At 37.2% G+C, this 15,449-nt stretch carries 13 protein-coding genes; 12 read left to right on the top strand and 1 reads right to left on the bottom strand.

Features of this window, described 5'->3' with window-relative positions:
* Positions 1-33: 33 nt before the first annotated feature.
* The 12 genes from AEQU1_RS05920 (at position 34) to AEQU1_RS05865 (ending at position 14,942) form a co-directional block, all read left to right on the top strand.
* Positions 34-417 (top strand): hypothetical protein, encoded by a 384-nt coding sequence (locus tag AEQU1_RS05920; protein WP_111879593.1) that lies wholly within the window; start codon positions 34-36, stop codon positions 415-417.
* A gap of 324 nt (positions 418-741) precedes the next feature.
* Positions 742-2,469: a T9SS type A sorting domain-containing protein gene (locus AEQU1_RS05915; protein WP_258455160.1), complete on the top strand. Its 1,728-nt coding sequence runs from the start codon at positions 742-744 to the stop codon at positions 2,467-2,469.
* A gap of 233 nt (positions 2,470-2,702) precedes the next feature.
* A complete protein-coding gene (locus AEQU1_RS05910) occupies positions 2,703-3,296 on the top strand; it encodes an RNA polymerase sigma factor (RefSeq protein ID WP_146743721.1) in 594 nt (197 codons plus the stop codon).
* A gap of 20 nt (positions 3,297-3,316) precedes the next feature.
* A complete protein-coding gene (locus AEQU1_RS05905; RefSeq protein WP_111879589.1) occupies positions 3,317-4,069 on the top strand; it encodes a tol-pal system YbgF family protein in 753 nt (250 codons plus the stop codon).
* 190 nt (positions 4,070-4,259) lie between these two features.
* Positions 4,260-7,520, top strand: a complete 3,261-nt coding sequence (locus AEQU1_RS05900) for a CHAT domain-containing protein (RefSeq protein WP_111879588.1) — start codon at positions 4,260-4,262, stop codon at positions 7,518-7,520.
* 220 nt (positions 7,521-7,740) lie between these two features.
* The gene (locus tag AEQU1_RS05895; protein WP_111879586.1) at positions 7,741-10,170 is read left to right on the top strand and encodes a T9SS type A sorting domain-containing protein; all 2,430 of its coding nucleotides are present in this window, start codon (positions 7,741-7,743) and stop codon (positions 10,168-10,170) included.
* A gap of 171 nt (positions 10,171-10,341) precedes the next feature.
* Complete coding sequence (locus tag AEQU1_RS05890) at positions 10,342-11,931, top strand: T9SS type A sorting domain-containing protein (protein WP_111879585.1); 1,590 nt, start codon at positions 10,342-10,344, stop codon at positions 11,929-11,931.
* Positions 11,932-12,169: 238 nt separating this feature from the next.
* Positions 12,170-12,562 carry a hypothetical protein gene (locus AEQU1_RS05885; RefSeq protein ID WP_111879583.1) on the top strand — a complete coding sequence of 131 codons (393 nt, stop codon included), beginning with the start codon at positions 12,170-12,172 and terminating at the stop codon, positions 12,560-12,562.
* A 37-nt stretch (positions 12,563-12,599) separates the two neighbouring features.
* Entirely contained in the window at positions 12,600-13,085 is a 486-nt protein-coding gene (locus AEQU1_RS05880) for a MepB family protein (protein ID WP_111879582.1), read from the top strand.
* A 255-nt stretch (positions 13,086-13,340) separates the two neighbouring features.
* Complete coding sequence (locus AEQU1_RS05875) at positions 13,341-13,688, top strand: hypothetical protein (protein ID WP_146743720.1); 348 nt, start codon at positions 13,341-13,343, stop codon at positions 13,686-13,688.
* A gap of 325 nt (positions 13,689-14,013) precedes the next feature.
* Positions 14,014-14,370 (top strand): hypothetical protein, encoded by a 357-nt coding sequence (locus tag AEQU1_RS05870; protein WP_111879579.1) that lies wholly within the window; start codon positions 14,014-14,016, stop codon positions 14,368-14,370.
* 98 nt (positions 14,371-14,468) lie between these two features.
* Complete coding sequence (locus AEQU1_RS05865; RefSeq protein WP_146743719.1) at positions 14,469-14,942, top strand: hypothetical protein; 474 nt, start codon at positions 14,469-14,471, stop codon at positions 14,940-14,942.
* 96 nt (positions 14,943-15,038) lie between these two features.
* On the opposite strand, the gene AEQU1_RS05860 is transcribed toward AEQU1_RS05865, so the two are convergent.
* Positions 15,039-15,449, bottom strand: a 411-nt coding sequence (locus AEQU1_RS05860) for a transposase (RefSeq protein ID WP_220092311.1), incomplete at its 5' end; no start/stop codon positions are given.

Genomic DNA, 15,449 nt, shown 5'->3' with positions numbered 1-15,449 from the left:
CGATGTAGAGTTGTAATCCTAAAACCAAATATTATGAAACGATTATTATTTTTCTCCGTACTGAGCATTTTTTGCTTAACAATTTCAGCACAGACCAAAACTTGGGTTGGGCCAGTGGGTGGTAGTTTTAATGTGGCTGCCAATTGGAATCCAGCTGGAATTCCAGGAACAACTAATGATGTTATTATTCCCTCAGAAAGTAATTTGATTATTAATGGTGCTCCATCCATTAAATCTATAGCATTACAGGGTAATTCAGTGGCAACAATGACCAACCATCTCACTTTTACCAATGCCTCCAGTATAGCTACAAATGCTACAATTAATTGGACATTTGGAACTTTTTCCGGTTCTGGAACATTAACGAACAATGGCACGATGAATTTAAATGATGGGGGAACTGTAATTGCAAATTAGGTAACTCTTATAAATAATGGAACTTACAATATAAACTTTGAAGGTATTCACTTAATTGGGTATGGCAGTCCAACTTTTAACAATACTGCATCGGGAGTTATAAATCTTAATGCCCCTAGTGGTTCTATACAGGCTGCAAGCGGACAAGGCACTATAATAAATACCGGTCTTATTAGACGGGCCCAAGGCGCAGGTATTTACGGCATAAACATTCCGCTTATTAATAATAACGGAACTATTTCTGTAGAAAGTGGAACACTGCAAATTCAAAATACACTTACACAATTTAATGGAGGAACCTATAATGTAAGTTCTGGTAAATTAATGGAATGGAACTCAACTTTTACCTGCACAGGAACGCTTTCAGGACAACTAGACGGAAATTTAAATTGGACAGGAACCCTTAGTGTAGCCCCAAGTACCCAAGCTATTTTAGATTTTGATACACCACAAGGAATAAATTGGACCTCTGGTGGATTCTCTGGTGACGGGACGCTTAAAAATATGGGAGTATTGAATTATGAAACCAACACATCTAAAGCCATTGGCGGTCTTTCAACACTTATGAATGAAGGCATTATTAATATTAATTCAACCGGAATTCAGTTTGTGGGCTATGGAAGCCCGACTATAAATAATACTTCCTCGGGAATTATAAACTTAAATGCAAGTAGTGGTTCAATTCAAGCGGCAAGTGGACAGGGCACAATTATTAACACAGGGATTATTAAGAGAAAACAGGGCACAGGTATTTATGGCATAAACATCCCATTGGAAAACCATGACGGAACCATATCAGTAGAAAGCGGAACACTACAAATTCAAAACACACTTACTGAATTTACAGATGGAACCTATAATGTAACCTTGGGAAGCACGCTAGATTGGAACGCTACCTTTACATGTTTAGGTACTTTAACAGGGCAAATTGACGGATCCTTAGAATGGACTGGGACCCTAACCGTTGCCCAAGGCACAAATGCAACATTGGCCTTTCATGGCCCAGCTGGAGTAAAATGGCTTTCTGGAGGGTTTAATGGTGATGGCACACTTACTAATACAGGAGTAATAAATATGGAGAGTGCAAGTGCCGTGGCAATTGGAGGACAGTCAATTTTTAGAAATGAAGGCGATTTTAACATCAATACTTCAGGAGTACTCTTTATTGCTTATGGCACACCTACCTTTTTAAATACAGATTCCGGAATTTTAAATATAACCTCAGATGGTTCCATACAAGCTGCTAGCGGAAATGGAAATATTGTAAACACAGGTATTATTAAAAAAGTAACAAATACTGGCAACTACAGCATTGCTAGCAATATGACCAACAACAGTCCAGGAAAAATTATCGCCGAGACCGGATTGTTAAATCTTACAGGTACGTTTATTGGCGATGGTACAATTACCGGAAATGGAAATATTCAACTTGTAGGTAATACAAGTTTTAATGGCACTATTTCTCCAGGTGGTTTCCCCGGAACGTTAACCTATATTGGCAATTACACCTCTTCTTCAAATACAATTATGTTGAGTGAAATATATGGACCAACCGCTGGAACGGAATACGATGTTTTTGCCGTGCAAGGCAACGCAATTATGGATGGTAATATAGTGGTAGCTGTATACAACGAAATTAATTTGGACGATGAATTTGTAGTAGTTACCGCAAACAGTATAACCAGTTGCAACCTACCCGCAACGGTTTCTGCTAATAATGATGGCACCAGATATACTTTTGATGTAATCTGCAATCCTGATAACGTCACCCTTAAAGTGAACAATATTCTGCTGGGTACTGATGAAAATTCATTGAGCAATCTTGTTCTCTATCCAAATCCATCAAACGGTCAATTTACTATAGATTTGGGCAGGGAATACACTGATGTAAACGTACAGGTTTATAATATGTTGGGGCAGCAAATATCTTCGGAAAAATACGCTTCGGCAAAAATTATTGAAAAGGAAATAAATGCTTCCGCGGGAATCTATTTTGTGAAAGTTAGTACTGCTAAAGAAGGATCAAACACGTTAAGGATTATAAAACAATGATCTTTCAATAGCTTGTGAGGTTGGACACCAACCAGAATGCCCCTGAAATATGGGGCATTTTTTATTGTGAGCAAAGTGAAGTTAAAATCAGTCATCCGTCTTTTTTCTTTTTTCATTCATCTTTTTTCTAGAACGTTGATGACCTTTTTCAAAACAGCCGTTAAAAGAGTGTGGAAACTCATTATAATTTTTACTTTTTTTCCCAAAAATGAAAATTTGTTTAAAGTTAAAATTTGTATATTTCCTTTATTTTTATGGGAAATACCACATTACAAACTTTTGAATTGCTAGATGCTTTTTTAAACAATAAAGAAGTGCCTGTAAAAGAATTTTATATTGCCGAATATCCGAAAACCAAATATTATATCCTTAAAAACGGGGGGACTATAGACAATGCTAATGATGTTTTTCAAGAAGCCTATTTTGCCTGCTGGAAAAAACTGAGCTCGGGTAATTTTTGTCCAAATAACAGAACTGAAATTGAAGCGTATCTGTTTACAACTGCAAAAAATAAATGGATAGATCAAACAAGGGCTGTTGGAAAAAGAAAAACAACAACAATAGATGAAAGATTGTATCAGTTGGAAGCAGATGAAACAGCCTTAAACCATGAAAGTAACGAAAAGGAACAACAATTAAACATAACATTAACCGCTTTTGAAAACTTGGGCCCAGCGTGCAAAGAACTGTTGACAGAATTTTATTTTCATAAAATGTCCGTAAGAGAGATCGCCCAAAAACTGAATATTGAAGAAGCTTCAGCAAAGAACAAAAAATATAGATGCATTCAAAAATTAAAGGAGTTGGCTTTAGAAAAAAGTAGTTAGTAAAAAAGTAAACTTAAAGAATGAAATACCAAATTGACATAAACCCATTAGAATGGGATATAATTGAAACTTATCTGAACCAAAACGAGGCTTCAGATAATGCAACAATGTGGAATGAAAAACTTACTCAAATCCCAGACGTAAAGAAAAAAATAGAACACATTAAAAAAGTAAAGGAAGAAATTGAGGACAGCATTCGGCAATCAAAAATTAAAGAATTTCACAGTCAAGTGCGAGTTGCAGAAAGAGGTACGGATGTAAGAACGCTCCCTGCCCACAACTCAAATTCCAAGATTTTGTGGTATTCTATTGCCGCCGTAATGGTTGCATTAATAGGTATTTTTTGGATGATGCAAAGCAACTCCACCTCAGAAAAAATCTTTGCTGAAAACTTTAAGCCAGATATTGGTTTGCCCCTAAAAATGGGTGCTACAAACAACTTAGAATTTTATGAAGGAATGCTGGATTATAAACAAGAAAATTACAATGAAGCCATTGCGAAATGGGAAGTTTTAATAAAGGATAACCCAGAAAACGACACTGTAAATTACTTTTTGGGAGTAGCAAATTTGGCATTGGGCAATGCGGACAAATCATTAAAATTTCTTCAAAATGAAACACGTTTCCAACAAGGTATCTTTAAAGAAGATGCTGCTTATTATACCGGATTGGCAAAAATAAAGAAAGGGGAATTCGAGGAAGCCAAAATATTGTTGAATAAATACCCTTCAGATCGAAATACCAAGCTCCTAAAATTACTTCAAGAAGAATAAATGCCGCTTTAGAAAATTAGTTTACGCGATTCCAGTTTGCATAGTGTCGCTAACCGTTTTTCATTCTTAAAAAAAATTCTACTATAGATATTCTTAAACTATAAATCTTTTAGCGGAAAGAAAATGCTATTATTCTTAATGAAATGTTAATGAATAAAATTTTATTTCTATATTTAAGAAAAAATCCAATATGGGGCAACAATTCAAAATTTGCTTTTTCCTGGCTTTTTTCGTTTTGCTCTCCCCAACAAATTTAATTGCTCAAGAAAAATCAATTACAGGAACAGCAATAATAGACTCTTATCTTTTAAAAAATCAGGTTAAGCAGGCCGATTCCGCACTTCAATCCCAAATAGAAACTTTTAAAAATGCAGCGGAAATAGATTCCCTCGCCCAATATATAGAGTATATAGGTCAGATTTCACTTTTAAAAAGTGATAAAGACAATGCGCTTAAAGAATCAGTACTATTTATAGAAAATTTAAAAAAACTTGGCGCCAGCAAACGTGCCCAATATAAAGCTTTGCATGATCTATCCTACCTATATCAAGATTTAGGTGAGACTCAAAAAGCATTTGAGGCATCTCAAGAATCATTGCAAACTATTCTTTCCGTAAACGATGCAACACAAAATGAAATTGGTGAGGCATATTACGTCTTAACGCGTAGTTATTATTTCTCGGGAAAATATGTAGACGCCACCCGTCAGTGCAAAAAATCACAAAATCACTTCCTGAAATCAAACGAAAAAGACTATAACAGATTATCGGATGTAAATAATTTTTTTGGTGTTTTGATGTGGCGCTCCCAAAAATTGGACAGTGCACAATACTATTTTGAAAAATCAATTAGCAGTCTTCAAAAAGCAGATAAGGATTCCGTGTACAAAATATATTCAGCAGCGGGTATTCAGTTGAACATTTCACAGATAATGGAAGCCCGGGGAAATATTTCCGAAGCGAAACAAACGCTCGAAAAAATAATAAAGGACTGTTCTTTTGTAATCAAGGAGTCTAAGGATGATGCTACGGTTGAGGATAGCAAACGCCTTCTATGGATAGGTATTTCAAACCTATCAACACTTTACAATAACATCGGCAACGTAAATCGCGCTTATGAACTTGTAAATTATATCTATCATAAAAGAGATCAATTGTATCAAGATAGTGATCCTGAAAAATCGCACTCCATTGTTTTGTTGGGACAGACCCAAATGTCTTTAAAGGAATTTGATAAGGCCATTGCGTCCTTCCAAAAGGTGTTAAAAATATACGAGACAGATGCTGGCCAAGATATCTTCTGGCAGGCAATCGCCACAGGAAGCCTTGCAACTTGCTATGAAAAAAAAGGGGAAATAGCGCTAGCAGAAAAAACCTATAATGAAGCCGATAAATTATACAAAAGTGCCTTGGGCGAAAACTTAGATGATACCTATTTGGATTTTGCCATCGATAAAGCAATGTTTCTAGCAAAAAACAATAAGCCGGAAGCTGCAATTAGCACTGCTTTAAATGCGTATAATTACTTAAAAAAGAACGGAGGTGAGAACAATAACGACCTAATTTCGCATATGCTGAATTTAGCTAAAGTTTATTACACCGTAAGCGATTATCCAAAATCCTTGGAGTGGAGTAAAAAGGGAATTTCTTTTATTGACAAACTGGCCCAAAACAAGACCACGAGCCTTAATGCTGTAAAGCTCACTTACCTAAAACCGCTTTTAATTCTGGAACATTCAAAAGCTAGCTATAAACAACAAACCGTTAAGGACTCCGTATTTTTAAAAGAGTTATTGAAGAATATGGAGCATGCTTTTAAAATTCTTGAAGACCAAAAAGCCTTAATTTCAAAAGATGATAATGTTAATGTATTGTATTCTAATTTTTTAGGTCTGTATGGTTTCACAAAGCAGCTTTATTCAGACTTGTACATTCAAACTAAAAACAAAAAATATCTTACCAAACTTATAGAAACCCAGGAAAATAGTGTCTATTACAGCATTCGATCAAAATTGATGGTACAGGACGAAATCAACTTTGCAGATGTACCCGAAAGAATTGTAAAAAGAGAAAGCAAACTAAAAAAAGATGCTGTGAGCATTGCAGCCAGCATTGAAGATTCCACTCCCTCATTTCAAAGCTATCTTGGGGCGAACGATATTTATAACTCCTTTTTGGATTCTTTAAAAACCGCATATCCAAAATATTATAAAATGAAGTTTGCCACTTTAGACGTTTCACTCCAAAATCTTCAAAAATACATTCCCGAAAATACTACGGTTATCCGCTATTTCTTCATTGACGAAATTTTGTACGTCATGGTTTTGGACAAGGAAAATCGCAACCTCATAAAATTGGATTTCGAGCCAGTCAAAAACCACATTGAATACCTAAATAAACCACAGCCTTCTTTGGAAGAAGAATCGGATCTGCTTTACGAGTTATATGGAAATCTTTGGAAACCTTTGGAAAACTTAATCCATACAAAAAAGATAATCATTGTGCCAGATGGCGCGCTTTTCAATTTAAGCTTTGAGACCCTAACACCTATTAAAATAAAAAATTATAAGGAGCTTGCCACCAACAGCCTTTTGGCGCGATATACCATTTCGTACAACTTTAGCCTTTTGCTTTTAAATGCAGCTGAAAAGCCCAAAATGTTCTCAAAGAATTTTGTAGCCTTCGCCCCGGGTTTTAGTAGAGAGATGAAGACAGAATATAAAATCAGTATCACAGATTCCCTAAACAAGGATGCCACCTACCTTACCCTTTTATCGCAACCCAGCAGTGTGAAACTTGCCCAGAAATATTCCAAGATTTTTGATGGCACTTCTTTTTTAAATGAAAACGCTTCCAAAACCGTTTTTCAGAATAAGGCCGGGGAGCACAAAATAATCCACATTGGCACCCATGGCGAAAGCAACAATATAAGTCCTGAATTTTCCCGGCTAATTTTCGCAAAGACCCTGGATGGACCAGAGGATTATGATGAAAACTCCTTGTATAGTTATGAAATTTACAATACAGACCTTTCCTCTAACCTCGCCATTCTAACGGCTTGTGAAACTGGAAAACCTACCTATCAACCTGGCGAAGGAATGATTTCCCTTGCGCACGCCTTCAATTATGCAGGTAGCGAAAGCATCTTGACAAGCCTCTGGGCAATCGATGAAATCTCAAGCTCACAGATAGTTGGCTATTTTTATGATTTTCTTTCCGAAGGGCTCCCAAAGGATGAAGCTCTTAAAAAAGCTAAATTAAAATATCTATCCACTGCTGATGGTCGTGCTGCATCGCCACAATATTGGGCAGGTTTGGTATTGATTGGCGATACCGCTCCCATTCAATTACAACACAGCTCGAATACATTTTGGTGGTGGATTGGAGGTCTTCTTCTGATAACGGTTCTCGTAATTTTTCTTCTTAAAAGAAAGAAAATCAAAAAGATATAAAAGCCAACATTCTATTTTAGTTTTCAAAATTCTTCGGCCTATTCTGGAGCTACTAGCTTTCTACATTTATTTTATAATATTCATTTTCAAAGTTCTAGCATTCAGCATTCCTCTTTTTTCTTTATTCTTTCATCTTTTCTCTAAAAACAGTGATGACCTTTTTCAATTACGCCGTTAAGCCAGTATAAACAAATTATCAATAATCCTAAAACTAACTATTATGAAACGATTTTTATTTTTTTCGATTTTAAGCATTTTTTGCTTAACCATTTCAGCACAGACCAAAACTTGGATTGGGCCGTCGGGTGGCTATTTTAGCACTGCCGCTAACTGGAACCCTGCTGGAGTTCCTGGATCAGGTAATGACGTTATCATTCCAACGGGAAGTAATCTATATATGGATGGCGCGAACGTAAAATCCTTTGACATTCAGGGCAATTCCCAGGTTAACATGACAAATACAGTATATTTTACAAATGCCTCATCCATTGCGGCAAATTCCTCGTTTACTTGGTCGGGTGGCTACTTACAGGGCATGGGAATCTTGAACAATAATGGAAGCTTTACTGTTCAAGGCAATTCAAATAAATATATGCAAGAGTCTTTTATATTTACAAATGCCGGAACTATAAATTTCCCAGATGGATTCTATTTGTGGCTTACGGAAGATGCTGTTATTAATAATACAGTTTCTGGTATTATCGATTTTCAATCGGACGCCAATATAATTGCAGGCGGCTCAGCGAGCCGTATGTTAAACAATGCAGGACTAATTAAAAAAACTGGCGGAACTTACTCAACCATAGACATAAAAATGATAAATACAGGTACCATAAGTGCAGAAAGTGGTACGCTAAACCTGGGCATAGAGCAGAAAACATTGGACGGAGGAATATATAATGTGACCTCTGGCAATTTATTGAGTATTTCAGCAGGCAATATTAATATGAGTGGCACCCTTACAGGACAACTAGATGGCGAATTGAAATGCGGAAGTTATGGTGGTAATATTACAGTAACTAATGCGGCGACTGTGGATTTTAGCGGAAGTGGTTTTAAATGGGATACTGGTCATTTGGTAGGGGACGGAGTTCTAACGAACAATGGTATTTTTAATTTTTCATCAAATGCCAATAGATATATTGACGGAGCTACTACATTGAATAATCTGGGGATTATCAATTTTGTAGTTGGTTGCGATGTGCGCACTCAAGATAATTCCATCTTTTACAACGCTCCTTCAGGAGTTATAGATTTTCAATCGGATGCTATTATTGACTATGGAGGTAGTGGTACTCATATTTTCAACAATGCCGGGCTGATTAAAAAAACCGTGGGAACTATATCATCCATATCTGCTGCAATGATAAATACTGGAACTATAAGTGTGGAAACCGGAATGTTGGATCTTAGCTATCAGGAAAAAACATTGGATGGCGGAATATATAATGTGAATTCTGGAAGTGAATTGAGGGTTTCTGCAGGCAATATTAATATGAGCGGCACTCTAACAGGTCAACTGGATGGTGAAATGAAATGCGGAAGTTACGGTAATTATATTACCGTAGCAGATGCGGCAACATTGAATTTTAATGGCAATGGTTTTAGTTGGGATAACGGACATTTAGTAGGGAACGGCGTGCTAACAAACAATGGTATTTTTAATTTTTCCTCAAATGCCAATAGATATATGGAAGGAACTACATCATTGGCAAATCAGGGCACTATCAATATTACCACTGGATTTACTTTGTTTGTTTCTAATGATTCAGTCCTTTACAACAAGGTCTCTGGCGTCATTGATTTTCAAATAGAAGCCTCTATTGGGTCTGACCAAAATGGAGTCATAAACAATGCGGGGCTTATCGAAAAAACCAGCGGAACGGGTGTTGCTTATATAAACGTGAATACGAATAATTCGGGAATTATTGATGTTATGTCTGGAGAATTGGAGTTTATGGATGGAAGGAACTTTACAAATATGACTGGCGGAAAGGTTATGGGTACCGCAACAATAGATGTACCTGCCGCAGCCAACTTTACCAACAACGGTATTTTCTCTCCAGGCGGTTATCCCGGAACTCTTACGGTAATAAGTGATTTTAAATCATCTTCAACTTCCGAACTTCAAATAGAAATTTATGGCACTACCCAAGGATCTGAGTATGATCTGCTGGCCGTACAGGGCAACGCAATTATGGATGGTAATATAGTGGTAGCTGTATACAACGAAATTAATTTGGACGATGAATTTGTAGTAGTTACCGCAAACAGTATAACCAGTTGCAACCTACCCGCAACGGTTTCTGCTAATAATGATGGCACCAGATATACGTTTGATGTAATCTGCAATCCTGATAACGTCACCCTTAAAGTAAGCAACATCGTTTTGGGAACAGAAGAAAATACCTTGAGCAATCTTTCAATTTATCCAAACCCATCAAACGGTCAATTCACGATTGATTTGGGCAGGGAATATAATGATGTAACGCTACAGATTTATAATATGCTGGGACAAATTATCTCTTCGGAAAAATACGCTTCGGCAAAAATTATTGAAAAGGAAATAAATGCTTCCGCGGGAATTTATTTTGTGAAAGTGAGTACTGCTAAAGAAGGATCAAACACTTTAAGGATTATAAAACAATGATCATTCAATAGCTTGTGAGGTTGAACAACAACCGGAATGCCTCCTGAAATATGGAGGCATTTTTTTTTATAAAAAACAAATCCTTTTTAGCTTTTCACTTTTCACAAAAAAAAGTGATGACATTCCACAATCCATCACGATGTACTTATATAATCCTTAAACAACCATATTATGAAAACACCAATTACCCTATTCGTATTAATATTGGGCATTTTTAATGCCTTTTCACAAGATCCAGCCATTATTTGGCAAAAAACCATCGGTGGTAGCGGTACTGATTTTTCAACTGCTTTTGAAACAACTTCCGATGGAGGTTTTATAATGGGAGGCTATTCCACTAGTAATATTTCAGGAGAAAAAACCGAAAACAGCAACGGAGGAACTGACATCTGGATTGTAAAGACTGACGGCTCTGGAACCATTATGTGGCAAAATACAATTGGCGGAAGTGGCGATGATTTTCTCATCTCATTAAAACAAACTTCAGACGGCGGTTATATTTTAGGCGCTGGTTCGGACTCGAATATTTCTGGAGACAAAACAGAGAATTCCCGCGGTGGTTTGGATTACTGGATTATAAAATTAAATAGTTCAGGAGCTATCGTTTGGCAAAAAACTTACGGCGGCGCCCAACCCGAATTTGACACTTATGTGGTTGAAACTGCAGATGGTGGTTACTTTGTGGGCGGCTATTCTGATTCTGACATTTCTGGCGACAAAACCGAACCTAGCAACGGCCAGCGCGATTATTGGGCTTTAAAATTGGACAGCAACGGTGCCATCATTTGGCAAAACGCAATTGGCGGTAGTTTAATTGATCGGCCTCAGGCGGCTTTCCAAACTTCTGACAGCGGATTTATAATTGGCGGTTTTTCTACTTCTGGTATTTCTGGTGATAAAACCGAAGCAAATCAAGGAGGAAGCGATTACTGGATAGTTAAACTGAATCCCGATGGCACCATTCAATGGCAAAACACAATTGGAGGAAATGACAATGACTCCTTCAGAAATATGATTCAAACAACAGATGGAGGCTACCTAGTGGGCGGTTATTCAAAGTCCAACATTTCTGGTGAAAAGACAGAAAACTCCCAAGGCGATTATGATTACTGGATATTGAAATTGGACGGCAGCGGCAACTTGGTTTGGCAAAACACCATTGGCGGTAGTGGTATAGATTATTTGCGAGACTTGAAACAACTTGCAGATAATACCTATATGATTTCGGGATACAGCAATAGCAATATTTCTGGCGATAAGACCGAAAACAGCAACGGCGGTTATGATTATTGGTTGGTAAAACTGAATACTTCGGGAAGTATAATTTCCCAAAATTCAATAGGAGGTTCCGCAGATGAAAGTGGTCCATACCTCCTACCAACGGCTGATGGCAATTTTATTATATTCTGTTCATCAGACTCAAATATCTCTGGTGATAAAGCCGAAAACAATAGAGGTCTGGATGATTATTGGATGTTTAAAACCACTCCAGCAATTCTTGGAGTTTCACAAAATACTTTCGAATCTAGCCTCAGTGCATTTCCCAACCCTACAAATGGTGCGTTCACTATAGATTTAGGTGAAAGTTTTTCAGAAACCAGTGTTACCATTTTCAATATGCTAGGGCAAGCTGTTTCTACTTCAAACTACAAAAACTTCCAAACCATTAATGTAGAAATAAACGGTGCAGCTGGAATATATCTAGCAAACGTAAAAACCCTCGAAGGAAAACAAGCAACTCTAAAAATAATGAAACTGTAATTTTTATGTTTTCAAATAGTCACCTAAAAAACCTCCTGTAAAAAGGAGATTTTTTTATTTCGAATACAAAAAATAAACCGCATCGCTTTTTATTCCCTCTTCGCTTTTCCTAAGTAGCTATTCTCTTATCGTCAATAACTTTTGTTCTTAAACTTCATCGTGATTCAAAAAAGCATAAAATTTGCTATCTTTCACAAAAGTTTAAAAACAATAAATCAATTACTTAATAAATATACCGATGAAAAATTTAATCGCTCTCTTCGCCTTCGTTATTATTGCAGCAACAGCACAAAGCCAATCGCTAACACAAAAAGATGTTACCGGCACATGGCTTGTTGTAAATGTTGAAAATAGTAACAGCAACCCGAAAATGGCAGCGGCAATGACCAATGCTGTTATTAATTTGTATGCTGACAATAGTTTTGAAGTAAAAGAAAAACAGGAAAATGGCACCGCTTATGTTTACAACACCACATCAAATAAAAACGCAACGTGGAGCTTTAACGCTAGCACCCAAACCATCAACACTACCCGTACCAAAATGACGTTTAAAATTTCCAAAAGCGGCGATAAAATCTTTTTCACCGACAGTGAAAGTGGGTTGAAGTTTGAGGTGAATAAGCCAATTTAATAGTAATAGTGAAATATAAAACAGTCACTTTAAGGTAATGAATGAAATCAATACAGAAATGTACCGCAACTGCGGCCTAAACATTTCTAACTTCATAACCGAACCCGAAAGCAAAGAATACAACGCCTGTCAATTTAACATTGATGGGCGTCTTGCTATAAGCAGAACTGCAAAAATAACCCCAAAGAAAATGGGGCAGTTCGTCACCTTTTGGAAACGAAACACACAAGGAATCACAGAGCCATTTTCTGAAGCAGACAACTTTTATTTTTACACTATTAACGTAAAGAAGGAAAACCGCCAGGGGCAATTTGTTTTCCCAAAATCAATTTTAATAGCTAAAGGAATTGTTTCCACCCAAAAAAAGGACGGCAAAAGAGGTTTCCGCGTTTACCCTGTTTGGGATACCCCAACCAGCAAACAAGCTGAAAAAACGCAGCAGTGGCAGCTTGATTATTTTTTTGAACTACAGGAATCTACAGCTTTAAAACAAGCAATAAAACTTTATAGCATTCCCGGCTAACCCACTTTTCCAACTACTAAAAAAATTTCCTCCTTTACGGAAAACCGTAAAAAACTCTGAATTACACCACTTATATTTGAAGGTATTAACCTTTAAAACAAATGTATTATGGCCAATTTATCAGAAAATAGACTCAATGAAGTCTTGGAACCAGAAGTACTAAACACTGTTCTCGCGGCAGTAAATGATTTTATGGCAAGCCTGCCGGCAGGTGTCCTGAATGATGACCAGCGCCGCCGTTACACCAGTATGGATGTGGACAACCGTGTGTTTGTAGAAACAGTGCTAGATGTAATGGGTGGCAGCGGTGCCAGCGTTTTACCCGCAAGTTTTGATCTTGCTACACTTCAAAATGACTATCAGTTGTTTGAACAGTTAAAGATGGTAACCGAACGTACCGCCGCGCTACAGCGCAAGCTGGACGATCTTTCCCGTATTGCGGCGCACGAAGCCTATACCTATTCGCTGGCCATTTATACAATGTATGAGGCCATGAGTAAGGCAGGCGCAGAAGCAGCCCGACCAGGTTATGAGCTGATGCGCGAACGGTTTAACAGGCCAAGCGTTGGCAGACCGGAAGACTCCAGTGATGCTGGGGTTTAGGCAGTACGCCTAAAAAAAGAAAACGGCTCTCGTTAGCCGTTTTTTTCGAACCCAACGGATGGGTGATTATCATCAAAAATGAGTATAATAATCACCGTCTTGTTTATACCAATCACTGTTTTGATAGTAGAAATAACTATTTCATTTATAATCATACCTATTTTAATGATGAATACTATTACTAATGAGTATAATCATCTTCATTTCAGTGGATTAAAATCACAGTATTGAGTATATAAATAACTATTGTATTTATAATTATAACTGTTTCAGTTAATTCAATACTCATTTTTGATGGTAAGCAGCACTTAATATTTTTTGAAAAATGAAAAACGAAGAAAACCCAGCCACTACCTGCCCACACATAGGGCAATTAGTGCGCGACAGGATAAAAGCCCGCAGGATATCTAAAGCTGCCCTTGCCCGCAATGCAAATGTAAGCCCACAGAACCTTCACAGATGGCTTAGCCACCAAAGCTTGCAGCTAAGCGTTATTTGGGAGCTCTCCATAGCGATGAAGCACAATTTTTTACAAGACCTCGCCGCCCAGCTACCGCCCACTTTTACCACCAACGCCCCAGATCCCACACTGCCCTTGAAGGAGCGCATTTTAGCTTTGGAAGAAGAAAATAAACTGCTGCACGCCAAGGTGGAAACACTGATGGCGGTGGTGGGGAAATAGATGGTTTGTGGTATATTTGAAAGTAAATAACATAAACATATAATGGGAATAAACACTATATGGTGTTTATACACATGTTGGCTGCAATTAAAAAAAAAGTGGAAAAACAAAAATCAAATGAATGGGAAAAATATATAAAGCGGTTTAAGGACTTTCCTCCTGACCATGCATTTGACGCATTCAAAAACGAATATTATTATGAAGCTGTGGGAGTTTTACACGGTTTTATCGAATCTCAATTGCGAAATCTACTATTAGCTTTTAGTTCTATAAACCAAAAATCTGAATTAAGTAATATTTGGGATATTAACGAAAGATTAGACTTTAGAAACTTAAGTAATGTTTTATTTGTAATTCATTTAATTTCTAAAAAAGAATATGATACGCTAAATTCACTAAACTCTCTAAGAAATGAAATAATTCATAAATATTTCTATGACCCATATGAAAATATGTATTTTGGGGTTTCTCATAAAAAATTTCTGAGCATTTTCAAACCTTCATATAATTTGTCATATGATTTAATTGAAAAAATTGACAAAATGTATGAAGATGAAAACAATAAAAAATAACAAAAACTGCAGCCAACAATGGTAACCGTTGCACAACCCCATAATTTATAAAAACCCAACCCATATAAGCCTCTTTAAGCAGCTTTGTTTTTTTGATCAGGCTTGAAAATGTGTCAAATTTGGAGCTTTTAAAAAAAGCCATGCTACATTCTGGAGCAACGTTTTGGACGAAAAAAACAAAATAAGGTATTCCGCCCCGCTCTTTGTGCGCTTTTGGATAAACTTTAGGTATTTTTTGAGGTTGTAGGCCATTGCCGAGAGATGCATACATTTGTTTGCCTGTGCCAGCCCCAGGGTGTTTACCTTGCCAAGCCCCATAAACTGGGTAAGTGTCCCGAATACCGGTTCCACCGTGCTCTGCCGTTTGCCCTTCATATACTTGCCCTGTGGGCTGTTAACCCGAGCAACGTTGCGCTGATATTCTGCACGGTAATAGGTAACGCTGAACTTCTTTTCCTGTGCGCTTTTGCCCAAACAACTGCTCCTTATGGGGCAATCGATGCACAC

Source organism: Aequorivita sp. CIP111184, from assembly GCF_900489465.1.
In the GTDB taxonomy this organism is placed as follows: Bacteria; Bacteroidota; Bacteroidia; order Flavobacteriales; family Flavobacteriaceae; genus Aequorivita.
The sequence above is the reverse complement of the archived record's forward strand: the minus strand, read 5'-3'. Positions and strand labels throughout refer to the sequence as shown.

Excerpts from the sequence above, each read along its gene's own strand:
- AEQU1_RS05880 (WP_111879582.1), top strand. The coding sequence starts at position 12,600 with ATGAATGAAATCAATACAGAAATGTACCGCAACTGCGGCCTAAACATT.
- AEQU1_RS05890 (WP_111879585.1), top strand. The coding sequence starts at position 10,342 with ATGAAAACACCAATTACCCTATTCGTATTAATATTGGGCATTTTTAAT.
- AEQU1_RS05905 (WP_111879589.1), top strand. The coding sequence starts at position 3,317 with ATGAAATACCAAATTGACATAAACCCATTAGAATGGGATATAATTGAA.
- AEQU1_RS05870 (WP_111879579.1), top strand. The coding sequence starts at position 14,014 with ATGAAAAACGAAGAAAACCCAGCCACTACCTGCCCACACATAGGGCAA.
- AEQU1_RS05885 (WP_111879583.1), top strand. The coding sequence starts at position 12,170 with ATGAAAAATTTAATCGCTCTCTTCGCCTTCGTTATTATTGCAGCAACA.
- AEQU1_RS05915 (WP_258455160.1), top strand. The coding sequence starts at position 742 with ATGGAATGGAACTCAACTTTTACCTGCACAGGAACGCTTTCAGGACAA.
- AEQU1_RS05895 (WP_111879586.1), top strand. The coding sequence starts at position 7,741 with ATGAAACGATTTTTATTTTTTTCGATTTTAAGCATTTTTTGCTTAACC.
- AEQU1_RS05900 (WP_111879588.1), top strand. The coding sequence starts at position 4,260 with ATGGGGCAACAATTCAAAATTTGCTTTTTCCTGGCTTTTTTCGTTTTG.
- AEQU1_RS05920 (WP_111879593.1), top strand. The coding sequence starts at position 34 with ATGAAACGATTATTATTTTTCTCCGTACTGAGCATTTTTTGCTTAACA.